Origin of the sequence: Mucilaginibacter sp. PAMB04168 (genome assembly GCF_039634365.2) — a bacterium.
Lineage (GTDB): Bacteria > Bacteroidota > Bacteroidia > Sphingobacteriales > Sphingobacteriaceae > Mucilaginibacter.
The window spans coordinates 3,574,181-3,592,601 of sequence record NZ_CP155079.2 but is presented as its reverse complement, the minus strand read 5'-3'; the positions used below and the strand labels follow the sequence as shown (position 1 = coordinate 3,592,601).

General features: G+C 50.0%; 19 protein-coding genes. 15 read left to right on the top strand and 4 right to left on the bottom strand.

The annotated features are described in order from the left end of the window. Window positions 1-33: 33 nt before the first annotated feature. The 14 genes from traK to ABDD94_RS15045 all read left to right on the top strand — a co-directional run bounded on the left by traK (window position 34) and on the right by ABDD94_RS15045 (window position 15,322). A complete protein-coding gene (traK, locus tag ABDD94_RS15110) occupies window positions 34-648 on the top strand; it encodes a conjugative transposon protein TraK (RefSeq protein ID WP_345952957.1) in 615 nt (204 codons plus the stop codon). Next, window positions 626-1,033: a hypothetical protein gene (locus tag ABDD94_RS15105; protein WP_345952956.1), complete on the top strand. Its 408-nt coding sequence runs from the start codon at window positions 626-628 to the stop codon at window positions 1,031-1,033. The genes traK and ABDD94_RS15105 overlap by 23 nt, the downstream gene beginning before the upstream one ends. Before the next feature lie 10 nt (window positions 1,034-1,043). Beyond that, window positions 1,044-2,240, top strand: coding sequence for a conjugative transposon protein TraM (locus ABDD94_RS15100; protein WP_345952955.1), 1,197 nt, complete (start codon window positions 1,044-1,046; stop codon window positions 2,238-2,240). 1 nt (window position 2,241) lies between these two features. Beyond that, window positions 2,242-3,057 carry a DUF4138 domain-containing protein gene (locus tag ABDD94_RS15095; protein WP_345952954.1) on the top strand — a complete coding sequence of 272 codons (816 nt, stop codon included), beginning with the start codon at window positions 2,242-2,244 and terminating at the stop codon, window positions 3,055-3,057. A gap of 8 nt (window positions 3,058-3,065) precedes the next feature. Continuing rightward, a complete protein-coding gene (locus ABDD94_RS15090) occupies window positions 3,066-3,281 on the top strand; it encodes a hypothetical protein (RefSeq protein ID WP_345952953.1) in 216 nt (71 codons plus the stop codon). A 1-nt stretch (window position 3,282) separates the two neighbouring features. Next, a complete protein-coding gene (locus ABDD94_RS15085; protein WP_345952952.1) occupies window positions 3,283-8,724 on the top strand; it encodes a helicase-related protein in 5,442 nt (1,813 codons plus the stop codon). Between the two features lie 18 nt (window positions 8,725-8,742). Next, a complete protein-coding gene (locus ABDD94_RS15080; protein WP_345952951.1) occupies window positions 8,743-9,405 on the top strand; it encodes a hypothetical protein in 663 nt (220 codons plus the stop codon). Between the two features lie 68 nt (window positions 9,406-9,473). Continuing rightward, window positions 9,474-11,474: a type IV secretion system DNA-binding domain-containing protein gene (locus ABDD94_RS15075; RefSeq protein WP_345952950.1), complete on the top strand. Its 2,001-nt coding sequence runs from the start codon at window positions 9,474-9,476 to the stop codon at window positions 11,472-11,474. After that, window positions 11,474-11,896, top strand: a complete 423-nt coding sequence (locus ABDD94_RS15070) for a hypothetical protein (RefSeq protein ID WP_345952949.1) — start codon at window positions 11,474-11,476, stop codon at window positions 11,894-11,896. The genes ABDD94_RS15075 and ABDD94_RS15070 overlap by 1 nt, the downstream gene beginning before the upstream one ends. 52 nt (window positions 11,897-11,948) lie before the next feature. After that, window positions 11,949-12,359: a hypothetical protein gene (locus ABDD94_RS15065; protein ID WP_345952948.1), complete on the top strand. Its 411-nt coding sequence runs from the start codon at window positions 11,949-11,951 to the stop codon at window positions 12,357-12,359. Next, a complete protein-coding gene (locus ABDD94_RS15060) occupies window positions 12,356-12,790 on the top strand; it encodes a M23 family metallopeptidase (RefSeq protein WP_345952947.1) in 435 nt (144 codons plus the stop codon). The genes ABDD94_RS15065 and ABDD94_RS15060 overlap by 4 nt, the downstream gene beginning before the upstream one ends. Next, window positions 12,768-13,958 (top strand): zincin-like metallopeptidase domain-containing protein, encoded by a 1,191-nt coding sequence (locus tag ABDD94_RS15055; protein WP_345952946.1) that lies wholly within the window; start codon window positions 12,768-12,770, stop codon window positions 13,956-13,958. Before ABDD94_RS15060 ends, ABDD94_RS15055 begins: the two co-directional genes overlap by 23 nt. Window positions 13,959-13,970: 12 nt before the next feature. Next, window positions 13,971-14,726, top strand: a complete 756-nt coding sequence (locus ABDD94_RS15050; RefSeq protein ID WP_345952945.1) for a DUF4099 domain-containing protein — start codon at window positions 13,971-13,973, stop codon at window positions 14,724-14,726. Then, window positions 14,726-15,322, top strand: coding sequence for a hypothetical protein (locus ABDD94_RS15045; protein WP_345952944.1), 597 nt, complete (start codon window positions 14,726-14,728; stop codon window positions 15,320-15,322). Before ABDD94_RS15050 ends, ABDD94_RS15045 begins: the two co-directional genes overlap by 1 nt. A 164-nt stretch (window positions 15,323-15,486) precedes the next feature. Here the strand turns inward: ABDD94_RS15045 and ABDD94_RS15040 are convergent, their stop codons facing one another. Next, window positions 15,487-15,687, bottom strand: coding sequence for a hypothetical protein (locus tag ABDD94_RS15040; protein WP_345952943.1), 201 nt, complete (start codon window positions 15,685-15,687; stop codon window positions 15,487-15,489). A gap of 230 nt (window positions 15,688-15,917) precedes the next feature. On the opposite strand from ABDD94_RS15040, the gene ABDD94_RS15035 reads away from it, so the two are divergent. Then, complete coding sequence (locus tag ABDD94_RS15035) at window positions 15,918-16,343, top strand: hypothetical protein (protein WP_345952942.1); 426 nt, start codon at window positions 15,918-15,920, stop codon at window positions 16,341-16,343. Between the two features lie 406 nt (window positions 16,344-16,749). On the opposite strand, the gene xseB is transcribed toward ABDD94_RS15035, so the two are convergent. The 3 genes from xseB to ABDD94_RS15020 all read right to left on the bottom strand — a co-directional run bounded on the left by xseB (window position 16,750) and on the right by ABDD94_RS15020 (window position 18,393). Next, window positions 16,750-16,977: an exodeoxyribonuclease VII small subunit gene (gene xseB / locus ABDD94_RS15030; RefSeq protein WP_345952941.1), complete on the bottom strand. Its 228-nt coding sequence runs from the start codon at window positions 16,975-16,977 to the stop codon at window positions 16,750-16,752. After that, window positions 16,952-18,148, bottom strand: a complete 1,197-nt coding sequence (gene xseA, locus ABDD94_RS15025; RefSeq protein ID WP_345952940.1) for an exodeoxyribonuclease VII large subunit — start codon at window positions 18,146-18,148, stop codon at window positions 16,952-16,954. Before xseA ends, xseB begins: the two co-directional genes overlap by 26 nt. 65 nt (window positions 18,149-18,213) lie before the next feature. Beyond that, complete coding sequence (locus tag ABDD94_RS15020; protein WP_345952939.1) at window positions 18,214-18,393, bottom strand: hypothetical protein; 180 nt, start codon at window positions 18,391-18,393, stop codon at window positions 18,214-18,216. Between the last annotated feature and the right edge of the window lie 28 nt (window positions 18,394-18,421).

The following is an 18,421-nucleotide window of genomic DNA, read 5'->3' as shown; positions in this document are numbered from 1 at the left end:
CTTGCATAGCGGCTTTTTTAATGTTGAATTTTTATGATCATTAAAAACATTGAAGCTAAGGTTAAGCTGGCTACGGTCATTGCTATCGGGAGCCTGATCATGGCCATCATTGTCGTTGGCATCAATAGTCTGTATGCCTACCGGATGGTGGCCAATGCCCGGAAAAGCATCTATATACTCGATGGTAATGTGCCGGTCCTGGCCAGACAAACCGATGCCCAAATGAACAGGCCGGCAGAATACCGCTCGCACGTCAATCTTTTTCACAGTCTCTTTTTCTCGCTGACACCCGATGATAAATACATGGAATACCAAATGAAAAAAGCCATGTACCTGGTTGATGAATCCGGTATGAAGCAGTACAATGACCTGAAGGAAAATGGTTTCTTTAATTCCATTCTTTCCTCCAGTTCCGTGCTTACACTGCAAACCGATTCCATTGTGCTGGATGGCGACAGATCTTATTTCCGCTATTATGGCAAACTGAGGATCGACCGGCGCAGCTCTACGGTAGTCAGGTCCCTGATCACGGAAGGCTATCTCAAAGATATCCCCCGAAGTGATAATAACCCGCACGGTGTACTGATCACCGGGTGGAAAACCCTTGAAAATAAAGACCTGCAGGATGTGGCCAAAAATTCATTCTAACCGCGATCCAAGGGATACGCTGTTAACGGAGTTGCGTAAAGAGTTTGGTGCTTATTATCAACTGGCCGGAGATTGGGGCATCGGATTGTTGAGGTCTCATTCCAAAATAGCCTTTTACGCCATGATCGCCTTGCTGCTGGTTTCCCTGGTGCTTTCCTTTACGGTGTTTCGTCACCGCGAAAAAGTGGCTTTACTGACACCCGTGCAAGTCACCACAATTTCAGACGGCTTTGGTCAGATCATGCAAACGACCGGTAAGATCAGGGAGATTGTGGTGCTTAAACAACAGGTGGACAGCCTGAGCGCGAAGAAAAACTTATCTGCTGCTGACAGCAGCCGTTTGATCGCCGCTCTTGACCGGTTGCAGCAGCTTTCTAAACATTAATTCCAATCACATGAAAATCAATTTTATGCAGCCCAAGTATGTGCTGCCCCTTATTCTGCTGCCTTTTCTCTGCCTTTTCTTTTATGTCTGGCAAAGCGGTTTCAATAAACCAAGGGCCGGGGTCAATACCAACGCCAGCTTGAATCATTCGGTAGGCGAGGTGTCGGCCGATGTACAAAAGAAACAGATGGCCGATAAACTGGATACTTATCGCAATACCTACAAAGAGGCGGAAGGAAACAGCGCAGTGAGCGCCATACCCGGTGAGGCCTCCTCAGATCCGGCTTTTCAGGCAAGCTCAGTCAACCCGGTGATGTCCGCCCGTTCGCTGGATTCCATCGACAGGGCAATGAAAGCGAAATTTCAGTTATCGGCTGGCAGGGAACCGGTCTCCAGAAACCATCGTTGGAGAGGCGACGCTGATCCGCGAATCGCCGGTGCCATTGCGGAACTGAACCGGCAGAGACCAGTCAGCCGGGCAGAGCCGGCTGCTGGTTCGCAGCCGAAGGAAAAAGATCCCATGGAGGTCTTCAAACAGCAAATGGCCTATATGGATAGCATGGGCAAAGCCAATGACCCGGAACGGAAAGCGGAGCGTCTGAAAAATGCGGCTGTAGCCCAAGCGGATGCCTTAAAAGCGCAGGAAGTCAAACTGCCCGTCGTCAGAGCGGATGCCCCTTCCCGGAATTTCAATTCCGTATTTCCAAAAAGGGAGACCGGCTTTATCAGTGCGGCCATTGAGGAGAACGTGACCGGTTATGCCGGGTCAAGGATCAAACTCAAACTCCTGGAAGCCATCAAAGCCGGGGGGACGCTGGTACCTAAAGGGGCTTACCTGTATGCACAGATCACCGGGTTCAATGAGCAGCGGGTTGCGCTTACCGTGACCTCTGTCTTACTGGAGGGGAAGATCCTGCCGGTCAAACTGCAGGCCTATGACCTGGACGGTATGGCCGGGCTTTATGTGCCCTCTTCCGCATTCCGGGAATTTACCAAAGACCTGGGCGGTAGTTCTGTACAAGGGGTTACCCTGGATGGCGGCGCTGATAATAACCAGTTCATCATGAGTGCAGCGGGTAAATTCTTTCAGTCCGCTACTTCAGCGATCGCGGACCTGATCCGAAAGAACAAGGCGAAGCTGAAGTACAATTCTTATCTCTTTCTGATCGACAACGAAGCATTGCAAAACGCTCAAAAAAAGTATTAATATGAAAAAATTACGATTCATGGTGCCCTGCATTGTAGTGTTCGCGCTGATTTTACTTTGCTCGGTTACATACGCGCAAAACGGTTTGCGCCTCGTTTACCTGCCTGGAAATGCTACCCTGCATTTTGTCTCACCCGAACCGATCCAGTACGCGGATATATCCACCAAAGAGCTGGAAGGGGATTTGCCCATCAAAAATGTATTGCGTTTGCGGTTAAGGGACAGTGTGGGTCATTTTAACGGTGGCATAGTTACGATTGCCGGTGAAAAATTTATAGCCCAGTATCAAGTTGTTCCCGGTGAACGGAATTCTCCGGCGCAGATCAATATAGAACCTGTCGATACCAGGCCGCTGGACATTGCAGGGGTCAGCCTGTCGCAGAACCAGCTGAAGCGCATTGCGCTCGACCTGATCTCACGTAAAGCTGCCGCCAAGGTTAAAAAGACCAACGCCTTTAAAATGAAAGGTCAGGTCAACCAGGTCTATGCCTTTGACGATTATTTTTTTTTGGATGTTTCCTTTAAAAATAAAACGAACCTGAAATATGCGATAGAGGACTTCCGGTTCAAGGTGGACGATCAAAAGGTGACCAAGGCCTCCAACGTGCAATCGGTGGAGCTCCGGCCGGTGTTTACCCTGTTGTCTGTTCCATCCTTTGCGAAATCATACCGCAATGTTTTTGTACTGAAGAAATTGTCTTTCCCTGGAAATAAGGTGTTGAAGATTGAACTCAGCGAGCAGCAGCCTTCCGGCCGCATCATTACCCTTCGGCTTTCTTACCAGGACATTTTAAGCGCAGACCCCCTGCCGAACTAACTGATGTTATGACGGATACCTTAGCCTACGATTATGTGAAAATGCTATTGGAAGAAGAGTTTCTGCATACCTATCTGCGCTTTTCAAACAACGGCATTTTACATTATGAACTCACCAATATCCTCGAAATCTGTGCGCCTTTGATCAAAGGACTGGATGAGGATGACCGGTTTCTCAGGTACGAGGTGACCGGTACAATAGCGGATTATTTACAGGAGGACTGACATGGCTTTCAACCCGGGAAAGCAGATGGCCGCCAATATAGCCGCCATCCGCATCGCGCTGGATTTCAAAGGCCAGCCTCTAAGTGAAGACGAACTGCAGGTGTTGCAGCAATATGCCGGCTTCGGGGGGCTGAAGACGGTATTGTTGCCGTTCGGCGACAAAAAGGTATGGTTCAAATTAAAGGCTTCCCAGGCCGATCTCGCACTTTATCCCCAGATCATGGAGCTGCACAACTTACTCCAGGAAAAATTGTCTGACCAGGAATATAAGCAAGTCGTAGACTCCATCAAAAACAGTGTCAGTACGGCTTTTTATACGCCTGCGCTAATTCCCCGGATCATTTATTCGACCCTGGCTGACCAGGGCATCATGCCTAAACGGCTTTACGAACCCAGCGCCGGGGTTGGCGTGTTTGTGGAGGAAGGGATCAGGGGATTAGAGGGGTTGCAAAGCGTTACGGCAGTAGAGAAAGACCTCATGACGGGTAAGATCCTTACCGCCATTTGTTCTGCCCAACCGGTACCGGTGACCGTGCAGGTGAAAAAGCTCGAAGAAACTCCTGTAACGGAGAAGGGGCAGTCTGATCTGGTCATCAGTAATATTCCATTCGGAAACTTTTCCGTTCATGACCCTGCTTATCACAACAGCGGTATTACTTCCAGAATTCACAATTACTTTTTTGCAAAAGGACTGGATAAGATCGCCGATGGTGGCATCATGGCCTTCCTGGTTACAGACGGTTTTCTGAACAGTCCTTCCAATGAAACTGCGCGGAAATACCTATTCACTTCGGCCGACCTGCTGAGCGTCGCCGCTTTACCGGCCAACCTGATGAAGGACAATGCCAATGTGGAAGTCGGCACGCACCTGATCATGGTACAAAAGAACAATGAGAAGGATACGCTGACCGAAGCGGAAAGCCTGTTGCTGAACACCGTTGAGCGGGAAAATAACTTTGGAAAGTACACCTTGAATGCCTACCTGGCTGAGCAGCCGTTATTGTCAGTAGGTAATGAGATCCGCGAAGGTACCAATGCTTATGGCGAGGCGACCCGCATGGTCTGGCAGTCAGGGAAACTGCCAGATATCGAAGATCATTTACGAAGCGTGCTGGTCACCGGTCTGGTCAATTTTAATATGGCCAAATGGGAGGCTATTCGTTTTGAAGAAGGAAAGGCGGCCGCTAAGCAGCTCACTTTTTTGCCGGTACCGCAGGCAGTGGAACCATTGGATATGATCGGGCAACTGGGTTTGTTTGATGTGGTATCCCCGGTGCTCAATCCGGCCCAGGCCTATTTGGATGATCTCGACAAAAGCCTCATGGACAGGGCAACCGCCCGGGTCATCAGTACCGTCAGAACTACGGCAAAGCCATCTCATGACAGCATCGTCCTGTTAACCGCGCGGGCAAAATCGAATAATCGGTATCTGTACAAGCTATACAGCAATGTTGCCGAAATCAACTTGCCGGGGAAATGGCTGAGCGGGCAGGCATTGGGACCGGAACTCCATTTAATGTCTGTTCGGTTACGCCAGTTTGCACATGATTACCGCTATGAAGGGGATACGACGTTGGAACCCGTTTTCAGACTCATGCCCGACCGGCCCAAAGCATTTACCGACTTGCGGCCCTTTTACACTAAAGAAACCCTGGTCATCTTCGAAGGCAAGGCAGGGTTGATCAGTGAACCATCAGGCGGGGAGGCCTCTTTTAAGCCGTTAGAGATCCAACCCGAACTGCAATTTTACAGGGATTACATTTCCCTCCGGGATACCTACCTGGAACTATCGGTTTTGGAAGGTGAACATCGGGTACAGTTCCCTGAATTGCGTAAGGCACTTAACCAGCATTATGATGTGTTTCTGGCTTTGTACGGGGAATTGAATAAAGGGACTAACCGGAACCGGATACTGGCTGACGACGCTTTTGGCTTCAAAATTCTTTCGTCCGTGGAGGTCAGGGAAGCGGAGCAGTTTGTCCGCTCAGATATTTTCTTTGGACCGGTCTATTCAAAGCGGGAAGTGTTTCAGACGGATGACCCTACCGAGGCCCTGGCGGTTTGCCTCAACGATATTGGCAGAATTGACCTTGGTGTGATCAGCACTGCTACCGGCCTTACGGAAAGCGAAGTGATCTCCGGACTGGACAAGCAGATCTTACTGAACCCTACCTCGGTTACCTGGTTGACCACTGATGATTACCTGTCCGGTAACGTTGTGGAGAAATTGGTTGTTGCGGAGGAGGCGGTAAAGCGGGAGCCGGAAAACCTGCACCTGGCACGCAGCCTGGCAGCCATCCGGCGGGTCCAGCCGGAACGCATCCCTTTTGATCCTGAAGATTTCAACCTGGGTGAGCGCTGGGTGCCCATTTCCTATTACGAGCGTTTCGCCACCTCGCTGTTTCAACTGGAAACCAGCATTAATTATTTCCGTTCGGTCGACACATTTAAAGTGGTTTACGGCGCAGGGAATACCATCACCAATGAGGAGTTCGCTGTTACGCCGAAAGACAGTGATAAGATCCGGGGGAATACCTTGCTGGAGCATGCCTTGGAAAACACCAGCCCGCATATAACTTTTCCGGTTCAGATGGGGGATAAAACGATTCGGGTACCGGACACCGAAGCCATCCAAACCGCGCACCGGAAAATCGAAACGATCCGGGAACACTATAACGAATGGCTGCGTGACTTGCCCAATGCCGAGAAGTTAGCACTGGAAAAGATTTATAATGACACCTTCAACTGTTATGTACTGCGGGAATATGATGGCAGCCATTTAAAGTTTCCCGGACTTGACCGCAAGGCACTCCAGATCACTGATCTGTATGAATCCCAGAAAAATGCTGCCTGGCGCGTGATCCAGAACAGGGGAGCCCTGATTGATCATGAAGTAGGATTAGGGAAAAACCTGACCATGATCGTTGCTGCAATGGAAATGCGACGCCTGGGCATTGTGCAGAAGCCGATGATCCTGGCGCTGAAAGCCAACATCGGGCAGATCACCGAGACCTTCCGCCAGGCTTATCCTAAAGCCAAGATACTTGCTCCTTCGGAAGCTGACTTTGAGCCGGCGAGGCGGCAGCGTATTTTCCATGAGGTGAAGAACAACCATTGGGACTGCGTGATTATTACTCATGACCAGTTCAGTAAGATTCCGCAATCGCCTGCTATCCAAAAACAGATCTTGGAATCGGAACTGGATAACCTGACCCGCGACCTGGAAACCCTGCAAGACCTGGGCGGTGAAGTGAGCCGTAAAATGCTCAAAGGCCTGGAATTGCGTAAGTCTAATCTGGAAGCCAAACTGGAGAGCGTACTGCACGGCATAGAAACGCGTAAAGACACCGGGATCAACTTCCAGGAAATGAACGTGGATCACTTGTTTATTGATGAGTCACATAAATTCAAAAACCTGACCTTTACCACCCGCCATAACCGGGTGGCCGGTTTAGGTAACCAGGCGGGCAGTCAAAAGGCCTTGAACATGCTCTTTGCTATCCGTACGCTGCAGGAACGGTTCAATTCGGATCTTTGTGTGACCTTTCTTTCAGGAACGCCTATTTCCAATAGCCTGACCGAATTGTACCTCATCTTCAAATACCTCCGGCCTAACGAACTGGAAAGGCAGCAGATCTCCAACTTCGATGCCTGGGCAGCGGTATTTGCACGGAAGACCGTTGATTTTGAATTCACGGTAACCAACGAGATCAAATCTAAGGAACGCTTCCGTCACTTCATCAAAGTGCCTGAACTGGCCGTTTTCTATAATCAGATCACCGACTACAAGACCGCAAAGCATATCAGCCTGGATAAACCGGTCGTTGAGGAGTTGCTCGTTAACATCCCGCCCACACCTGCGCAGCAGGATTTTATCAAACGCCTGATGCAGTTCGCCAAAACAGGAGACGGTACGGTACTGGGACGAAGCCCGCTATCCCGCGATGAAGACAAAGGACGGATGCTCCTGGCCACGAACTATGCCAAGAAGATGGCGGTTGACCTCCGCCTGATCGATGCCGAAAGATATGACGATCACCCCGGCAATAAGGTGAATGTCTGTGCCCGTAACGTTGCCGCCATTTTCGCCGAAAGTGCCGGGCATAAAGGCACACAGATCATCTTCAGCGATATTGGTACGCCCAAACCGGATGGATTTAATGTGTATGATGCGCTGCGGGAGAAACTGGTCAGTGACTTTGCGATACCATCCGCTAAAATTGCTTTTATACACGACTGGGAAGGTAAGAAGCGTAAGGAGCTTTTCAGCCTGATGAATGCCGGTGACGTCCGGGTGCTCATCGGCAGTACGGAAAAAGCCGGGACCGGATTGAATGTGCAGCAACGCATCGTAGCCATGCACCATCTGGATATTCCCTGGAAGCCATCCGAACTGGAACAACGGGACGGCAGGGGTGCACGGCAGGGAAACTGGTTGGCCAAGCAGTTTTTTGGCAATAAGGTACGAACCTTCATTTATGCGGTCGAACAGTCACTGGACAATTACAAGTTTGGCCTGCTGAAGAACAAGCAGTTATTCATCAGCCAGATGAAAAGCAATGAACTGACCGTGCGGACGCTTGACGAAGGGGCGATGGATGAACAAAGCGGGATGAACTTTTCCGAGTACATTGCTATCCTGTCAGGTGACACTTCGCTGCTGGAAAAGACCCGCGTGGAAAAGAAAATCGCCGTATTGGAAAGTGACCGGTCGGCACATTATAAGGAAGTTGCCCGGAGCCGGTATTTGTTGGAGGACCTTGAGAAGCGGGAGAAAAGTACGGCTTCCACTTTGGAGATGGTCAAGATCGATGCAGCAAGATATAGCGCTTCATTAAGCTATGCGCCTGATGGCGCTAAACATAATCCGATACGGCTGCAGGGTTTGCCGGGAGCTGATGCGGAAGCCGTTGGCCGGAAGCTTATTGACCTGTATATGAATTATGAACCGGAGAACTACGAACAGCCTGACCGGTTGATCGGCGAACTTTACGGGTTTCAACTTTATGTCCGCCGGCAGTTCTCCTCCTTCGAAGACGGACGTGCAGCGATGGTGACCCACCTGTATGCCGAAAGTCCGGGCACCCGTATCAAGTATATGCAAAACTCGGGCGCACCCAACATCGACAACCCGAAACTGGCGGCCCGCTATTTCTTAAATGCCATTGACCGTGTTGTCGGCATGGCCGGCAAGTACGAAAAGGAACTGGCTGCTATTGCAGAACAGATCCCGCAGGTCAGGGAACTTACCGGAAAGACCTTTTCCAAGGAGGTGGAGCTGGCTGCCTTAAAAGCGGAACTGCAAAAGTTGGAGGCGCAAATCAACCGAAACATACAGGAGCGGGAGAAACAGGCGGAAGGTGAGCATTTATTTACCGCAGAGGTTGCGGGCCGGAAAACGGAGGAGCAGGACGAAACTGTTTCCGTCCAATTGAGACGATAATTAAGAAGTATAACATCTATGGATTTAGGGAGTGAGTATTACGGCCCGTTCCCGGTGCTGGAATTGGAAGGTACACAGTTTTATATCAATGCCTTTTTGCACGAACTGATCGAAGTGGACAACGAGCAAAACCGTATGGACTGGTATAATGACATGCATTATTTGAAAGACCATGTGGAATTATGGTTTGACCGGCAAACCAAAAATGTATTCTGGGGTAACCTTTTTGATCCGCCTGAACAGGTGAAGCTCTTTTGGCTATATCCATTGGACGCCGTTGATCCCGATGCCACCAAAGCGCGGCTGGATCGGGTTGTCCCGGGATGGGATGAGGACTATCCGGTTGACCTGCCGGTCGTTCAGATCGCCGGTCAGGATTTCTTTGCCGATCCGCAGGGTAAGGAATTCCGGGATACCCAAAATCCCTGGAAAACTATTCCGTTCAGCGAGGTGCTGATGGAGAACGGGGTTACCGGTGTTTTCCTTGACAAACGAGTCATGCAGGTACCTTTTCCGCATATTTACGATCCCTTCAATCCGCCTGCAGTACTGCCCGAGCAAATCATTTTCGCAGCGGTTCCCAATGGACGTGAAATGGCCAGGCTGCTTTCCGATGAGCATACCTTTCTTTATACCGGCAGTTTGGAAGGTCAGCAGTCAAACGGACATCTTTCGCGGTAACGCAGGACATCCGATAATTACCAGCCGCCCGAAGCGATCAGGCGGCTTTCCATTTCAAAGCCTGTTTTATGGAAGAAACCAGGGAGCAACAAAAGTTGCATGGCTTTCTGCAATGCGGCATCTATATCAGTCTCATGCTGGAAGCTGCTGTATTTATTTACCGTGATGCCCCTTTCTGGGGCATTTTTCATTCCGCACTTTTTAAGATTAGCTGCCTGCCTATCTACAACCAACTGGTTTACAGTAAGCTCTCCACCTTTTCGCTCATCTGTCTCGTGAGTATAGGGACACTGGCAAAAAAGAAAACTGATCTCGACCCCAAAAAACATATCGGGTATCCTTTAGGGATTGGCCTGGTTTTGTTTTTCGGAAGTATGGTTTACCGGGGCAGGGATTCGCCATGGGTGCTGCCGTACACCAGCTGGTGTGACTTGTTTTATATGGTCTGTTCATTCCTGGGGGCGCTGTTGTGCAGCGTTGCCATGGACAATATCTCCAAAATCATTCAGTCTGGATTAGGTAAGGATAAATGGAATACGGAAGCGGAAAGCTTTATGCAGCCCCTGAAGAAAAAGGAAACGCCTTATTCGGTCAATATTCCCATGCTCTTCTACTATGACAAAAAAGTGCGGCACGGCTGGATCAATATCTGTAATGTATTCCGGGGCACGATGGTTATTGGTACGCCCGGCTCAGGTAAGAGTTTTTCCATTGTCAACCCCTTTATCCGGCAATTGGTCGCCAAAGAGTTTGCGATCTGTTTATACGATTTCAAATTTCCGGACCTTGGGCAGATCGCTTATTATCATTACCAGCTCGCCCGGCAGCAGGGAAAGATGAAAGGTTACACCTTTCATGTGCTGAACCTCAACGAGGTGGAAAAAAGCCGCCGCATCAACCCCTGGCGGGCGGATTATATCCGCTCGCTGGCTGATGCTTCAGAAACGGCCGAAGCGTTGGTCGAGGCGCTGAAAAAGGGCGATAAATCGGGGGGAAGTGATCAGTTCTTCACCCAGTCGGCGATCAACTTCCTGGCTTCCTGCATTTACTTTATGAGCAAGTACTGCGGTGGTAAATACTCCAGCCTGCCTCATGTTTTGGCGTTGCTGAACCGTTCCTACGAGGAGATCTTTAATGCACTTACCTCAGAACCGGAATTAAAGGCCTTGCTCTCGCCCTTTATGACCGCTTTTAATGCCAAGGCGTTCAATCAGCTGGAAGGTCAGATCGGTACGCTGAAGATCTTTATCAGCCGTTTGGCGACGAAAGAAACGTATTGGGTGTTCTCCGGTGATGATTTCGATCTGAAGATCTCAGATAAGAAGAACCCGGGCATCCTGGTATTGGCCAATGACCCTAATACACAGAATATCAATTCGGCCTGCTATTCCATCATCATCAATCGGCTGACCAAGCTCATCAATACCAAGGGTAATCTGCCTTCGGCTTTGATCGTGGATGAGGTGCCGACGCTGTTTGTGCACAAGGTAGAGAACCTGATCGCGACCGCCAGGAGTAATAAAGTGGCCGTGCTCATGGGTCTGCAGGAATTGCCGCAGTTCAACCAGCAATACGGCAAAGATACGGCGGCAACGATCACCGCAGTCATCGGTAATGTGCTCTCCGGTTCTGTCCGTAACAAGGAGACGCTCGAGTGGCTGGAAAGGCTGTTCGGCAAATCCAAGCAGTTAGGGGAGGGATTGTCTATAGACCGTAATAAAACTTCCACCTCGCTTAACGAGAAGCTCGAAGCGCTCATTCCGGCAGGTAAGATCGCCTCCCTTAACGCAGGCGAGATGGTCGGGGTCATTGCTGCCGATGCGCAGGAAGTTTATACAGGGCAGTTCGACACCTCCGCAGTCAATTGCCGCATCAATCTGAATATGAGGGAAATCGCTGCTGAAGAAAAACAGTTCAGGTCACTCCCCACCTATTATGATTTTGGCGGGAAAACTCATGAAAAGCTGAGCCAGAATTACAACCGGATCACCCGGGAGATCGAAGAAATGGTGCTGGCCTTTCAACCGCCTGCGCCCACGACACCTATTAAAGCCGTGATGAACAGATAATGGAAAATCAAAAAGCACTATTTAAGCTGCCAGACTTTGTTTTGGTTCACCCTGATCTGGCAGAAGACCCGGTGTGCAGGCAGGGCCAGATCGGTTTGCTCACTTATGCCGTCATCAACCGGGATGACTTTTACGTAGGATTTGAAGATGAAGAAGTAGGCGTCTATAATGCCTCGGCCCTGCTGATCCTGAAAGATGCCGACGCTATCTTCCGGTATGCCGACACCAACAGGGATTTCCTGACCGAATACGAACAAAATGCGCTGCTCAGCATCGGCTTACTGGAATTGTATGCAGAAAATTCCGGTTATCAAAAGGAGGCCTTTCGCATAGCCCTTCAGCATCCGCCCCTTATGGATGCCGTATTACTTAGCATTGAAGCCGCGCTTCAGTTAAACCGAGGCCCGGAGACCGGGCGATAAATTTCTGGCGGGTGCCTGTCTGTACCTGCCTTTAAACGATCATTCATCTGATATGAACAATGAGAATCTTCAGGCCACACTGGTGATGGTGCACCCTGACCTCAAAAACGATCCCCTGCAAAATCAGGGAAAGATCGCAGTCGTCAATTATGACCGTGATCACAACCATGAAGTCTATGTGGCCTTTGAAAATGGCCAGGAGGCTGTTTACCATCCGGCCGAACTGCTCCGTCTCAAGGACAAACAGGAGGTATTCGATGACCTGATGACCAACGGCACGGTCATGGAGCCGCAAGACTTTGGGGCGCTGTATAAGATCATGTTGCTCCAGGATCGCGGGAGCCCAAAGGCCAACTGGGATGCGCTGGAAATCGCACGTGATAACCCCCGGATCTGGGAGCGTGCGCTCGAAGCGCCGAAACAAAACCATAGTGTTGAACTCAATAAGGCCTTTACCCGATGAAATTACTGATCGGGTTATGCCTGGTCTGCCTTCCCTTAAAACACCTCCGGCTGAACTCACCGTTTGGCTACCGTACCCATCCGCTCAGCGGCGTACGCCGCTTGCACGAAGGTGTCGATCTGTATGCCCGCAGGGATACGGTCTACGCGATGGTGGATGGGTTGGCCCGTACCGGTTATGACCATGGCCTTGGTTTAAATGTCCGGTTACAGCATGGCTCCGTCAGCGCTGTATACGGGCACCTCAGCCGAATCCTGGTGATGCCGCAGGATTCCGTCAGGGCAGGAGAACCCATTGGAATTACCGGGGCGACGGGGCACGTGACCGGCGAACACCTTCATTTATCCATCCGTTACCGGGACCGTTACATCGATCCCATCAAATTACTTTATCAAATCCTTATTCGTTATGGAAAAAACCAGAAATTTTAAACCGTTCTATGCCCAGGTGGCAGACCATCTCATCTCCTCCCTGAGCGCAGGGACCTCCCCATTTCAACAACCGGTGAAAGAAAACGGCCAGCCTGCTTTTGTAAAACCCATCAATCCTACCACCGGGAAAGGCTATAGCGCACTCAATGCCCTGGCACTGGCGATGAAAGGCCATGAAGATCCGCGCTGGATGACCGCAGAAGCGGCACGCTTCGCCGGTTACCTGGTCAAAAAGGATTCCAAAGGCACGATGATCACCTTTCCTAAAACCAGCGATATTCAGGCCATCCGCAAGCCGGACGGTTCCAAGATCACGGATGAAGCAGGAGTGACCCAAACCAAATTGGTAGCGTATGAAAAGCCTGAAAAAGGCGTTGCCTTTTTGTTCAATGGCACGCAGATCGATAAGATCCCGCCATTAGCGGAGTTTCTGGAAAAGCAAGCCGAAGGGCAAACGCTGTCACCCATAGAAAAAGCGGACAAATTGATCCGTGAGTCCGGGGCTGTGATTATTGATGGCGGACAGGAGGCTTACTATGATCATAAACGGGATGTCATTTTTATGCCGGAAAAAGACCAGTTCCCCAGCGAGACGGCTTATTACCAGGTCGCTATCCATCAACTGGCACACTGGACCGGGCATGAAAGCCGCCAGAACCGCCCCATGGAAGGTAAATTCGGTTCTGCTGAATATGCCAGAGAAGAATTCAGGGCCGCGACGGCAGCCATGCTCATTGGTGGGGAACTGAAACTGGGTCATGACTTTGGTCCGCATAAAGCATATACCAGCAACTGGGTCAGAATGCTCAGGGAAGAACCGTACGAGATTGCCAGGGTCGCTAAAGATGCGCAGCGTATAGCCAATGCTATTTTAGGTGCCGGTCGGAAGCGGGAAGTGGCAGCCGCTAAGGATGTTACGGTGAACACTGCCCTGGCCAAAGGGGATGCCATTGTCCACAACAATACGACCTATACCGTCTTGGGTAAAAAAGGTAAAATGCTGGACATGGAAAAAGCCGATACCGGCGAAAAATTTAAATTGAAGCCCACCGACGCGCTCTTTGGCAAACTGGTAGAAGCTAAAAATAACCCGGTAGAACTGCGGGTTACCGAAGAGCAGGAGCAGGATCAAGGGCAGGAACAAACCTATTCAGGACTAGAAAGATAAGTTATGAATTTCATGAATTTTGAAGAACGGGAGCTCCCGATGAAGGATCTGGAAACCATTGGGCTGGCCGCAGCAGGCCAGCTCCTGTTAAATGTGGATGATCTGAAAGCACTGCTTTCAGGCGGGCGCACCAGCCTGTTACAGCTCCGTAACCTGGAGGCTGAAAATATCAGGATCAAATCGCTCGATGCCAAATTATCCCTGCAGCCGGATGCTGGGGGAAAGATCAATCTGCTGATCCATCCGGTATACCGCAAAGCGGTTGCCCCTGAATTCTTAAGTGTGAACGAGGCCAAACAGCTGCAACAGAAAGAGGTCGCTAACCTCCTGGTTACGGTACCCGACGGAATCGCCCGTCAAAAAGAACTGTTGGTAGAATACGACGCGGAAACCCGGGAATTTATCATCTCAGATACGGAAAAGATACTGGCCCCTGATATGGTCAACGGGGAATTCCTGACACCCGCTCAAAAGGAGGCGTTTCGTAAAGGCAGGGAAGTGCAGATCCCAGACCATACTATATTTGATTACACCGCTATTGATCCGCAGGGGATCAGGGCCAATAAGCTCGCGTTGGTCGCTTCGATCCTGATCGACGGCGGCCTGAGTTATGTCTTATACAAAGGATTAAATGCGCTCTTCAACCAGAAGCATGATGACCAAGCGGAGAAGTTAAGTGCCGGTTATGACAACGCCCTGGGGGATATGGAAGCGCGTAATTTGCCGCTTTCCCGGGATACACATCCCGGTAATACCATGTCCCGTTAATGAATGACCACCTAACCAGGCTTGGCGTGCCTGAAGCGCTCCAGGCCTGGTTCAATTGCCGGCACGAAATGGTGTTTGATTATGGTGGCGCCAGGGAGATCTTTACCACTGGTTTTCATAAAGTGCCCACTACAGCTAACCTGTGGCTTGGCGGAAACCGGTCTGCCTCGGAAGTGGTGATTACCCATTCTGCCATGGAAGCGATAGCTTTTCTTACCTTACATGCTGACCATTATCCCCGGCGGGACACCTTGTCGTTTATCGCAACGGGCAACCTGCCCGGCATGGCCCAGTTACAATGGATCCGGCAAAATTTCAAAAAGCGAAAATTTACACTCGTTTTTGGAAATGACCTGCTGGGGGCACTGACCGATATCAAAGTGGCCGCCGGTTTAAAGGGGCATGGCACCAGCCTGCTTTTGAGCGGGGATGCCGTACATATTCAGATGAAAACGCAGGTGCGAATTTTAGCTGTCCAACAGGTCAGCTTGTATGCGTTTGAAAAAGCTTTTGGGCTGCGGATCGGTATACGGACCCAAAAGCCGCCTGCCGCTTCCACATTTTTAGACCAGTTGAAAGCTGCGCAAGCGCTTTAGCGTCTGCTAGTTCCGCACGTATTTCAGGAAAAACAAATGATCTAAAAGCTGAAACTGTCTGAAAATTACTTGCATGAAACTAAAAAAATTAGTAAATTTAAGTACTAAACGTTATGAAAACATTCCTGCACTTGGTCGCTACGTTCATTATTTCCACACTTGCCCTATGGGGTACCCTGGGTAAGGGAAACCCATGGCCATGTTACGGCGTAGTCCTTGCCGTATGGGCATTGTTCTTTTGGCGCTACCATTGCCGGATCAAACGGGAGGCTTCTAAAAAACACCTGGAACAGGCGATGTTCCGCGACTATATGCGCGCGCAGCCACGCAGTCGCTACCGTTAAGGCAATGCGCCTGCCGCTCATTCAGACCTGATCTTAAGGCCTGCCTCGTATTCTCGAAGATTATCCTATTCTATCATGGCTGGCAGCTATCGTCCAGCCACAAAAAAAGACAATTCCGCCTAACATCGTTACAGCCAACCGGGCTCAACACCATGACACCGGCCTCAATTGTTAACTGATTCCGGAATGATGGTTCTTATTCCCGTTCGCCTGAAATTCGGCGAACTCTTTACAACTTTGACGCATTAATAATGTCTGAAACCACCGAGCATTATCTGATCCGATACCTGAAAGAAAGAATTCATACCCATCAGGTAGAAATTACGAAACTGGAAAACATCATCACGTCCTTTAACGGCCTGTGTCATCCTTGCGGGTACCCGATTCCTGAAGAAAAAATATCCAATGGCCTCACCGTAAGCTCCGTGGAGGTGCAGTCCTATCCCGGCTATGATCCTGCAGCTAGCATAGAGGAAAAAATACTTTTCGCATTAAAAGAAATCCGTTCCGGTTATAAGGTGGACATCGCCGCTGTTCTTGTTCGTTATGAACCCGGATCAACGCTGCCTGAAATGATCAAGAAGATCGGTGGGACCTTGTCTACGCTTAAAGGGAGGCTTAAATTAACAGCGGTTCGTTCCGTAAAACGTTTAAATATGCGTTGCCCGATGAGATGACGCGCTGAAGACCATCTGTATTCCTGATTTTTACGTAATTTGTAAAGGCAGGCCACTTAGCCTGCTAATTGTGATAAGGTTTAGGTTGAAGCCTTCCTGCAGCGAGTGCGGGAAGGCTTTTTAATGGAAGGTTACTTCCAGATTAGGACCAAACCGGTACCGGATCGGTAAAAACCACTTTTGGATAGCACGGGTATTCCTGTGCAATATAACCGGGGCGGGCTGTTTTTGACTAGTATTTTACCTGATCACTGTTCGCAAATCTCCGGTAGGGGAGATGCCCTCTCAGGTCAAAAACTCGTCAGTCGGCATAATAGGATCGCCTGTAGACGACCGCAGTTAACGGGATGATACTCCGTGTGGGGCAACTTCTTTAGTGGACAGCGTTACGGTAATCAGGTTGCCGTTATAAGTTTGTGTTGGTTTTTCCGTTATCCTGTTCCATTTCACCAATGATCGCACTGACATCACGGTCGGCACTTTGCAGCTTGTCTTTGCAGTAATTCACCAGAAATGCCGTACGCTTCAGCTTTTCAGCCAGCACATCTACCGGAATTTCCCCGTTCACCAGCGAGCTATGAATTTCGTCCAGTTCCTGGAATGCCTCATCATAGGTTAAACTCTTCTCCGTCATAATTTCTGATTTCGTCTACTGTCGCCTTAATTTCGCGATCGGCTAATATAATAGCTATTTCATTACCCTGCGCTAACTGATCACCCCGGCCAATGATCTTTCCTCCTTTTTTGATCAAGGCAAACCCTCTGCTGAGCAGGCGTTCCGGGGATATCAGTTCCAGTTCCGACTGGTAACGCGCCAGGCGTGTTACCTGATCTTCCAGGTAACCTCTGGCCTGCTGTGTAATCTCTGTGCGTTGCTGCTTCAGATCCCGTTGGTGCCCATACAAAACCAGCTGTGCGCGGCCGGTTATCCCGCTGCTTAACAGGCGAAGCCGGTGTTGTTGAGCCATCAGCAGCGATTGACCCAGCCGCTTGATGCCCTGGCTCTTTTCCTGAAGCCGCCGCTTGTGGTGGTTTAAATACGTTTCACAGATCATGCTGATCTCAAACTTCCTGGCTGATAATAAGTGGTGGTGCCGCGCCAGTAACTGCTGCGTTTTAATCAGGATGCTCTTTTCCAGCGAAAGCAACCCGTCTGCAAAAGCCCTGTTGTGGGCCACCAGATATTCAGCAACCTTGGTCGGTGTTTTGAGTGCAGTATGGCCCATCAAATCCGCGATCGTCTCATTTTTCTGATGACCGATACCGGTCAGGACTGGTATCGGGAACCGGGCGATTGCCCGGGCAATACCATATTGCTCGAAGATCAGCAGGTCTGTTTGTGAACCGCCGCCGCGGATGAGCACGACCGCATCGTAGGTGATTTCCGATTTATAGATGGCAATGAACTGGTCTACGATGGATTGTGCATTGGTTTCCCCCTGGACATAAGAATAATAAATATCTGCCTTAAACCGGTACCCGAAGCCATTATGGTCCAAAGTATGCTGAAAATCTTCCAGGCCTGCAGAGATATTAGAGGAAATGACCGCAATGCGCTGAATGACCTTCGGTAAAGGGAGTCCCTGATTAAAAGTCACATAAAAGCCGTCCTGTAACCGTACATGCTGTGGGTTTTCTGCGACCAATCGAAGGAGCGTGTCTATTCGCTGCTTCTCCAACACGCCCAAAGTGAAATTCGGATCCACATCCAGCAACGTGAGTTGTAAGCCGTAAACCGGATTGTAAGAGATGTTTACCAGGCTTAACACCTTCAGCCCATTTGTAAAAGCTTGCCCGGTCGCCATTCCAAAACCGCTGATCTTTTGAGCGCCCTCCGCCCAGGCACGCGTAGGCAGTTTGGCAATGATGGCTATACCGGCCGATCCTTCTCGATCATGTCAAAATAATGACGTCCATTTTTCTGGTTATGATTAGCCACATCCCCAATCACCCAGAAAGACTGCTTGCCCAGTGCCTGGTCAACGACCTCCCTGAACAGCCCGGCAAGTTCTGATAAGGTGATGGGAGAGGTGTTGCCGGCTGAGCTCATAAGGGATAAAAGTAGTTACATATTGTAC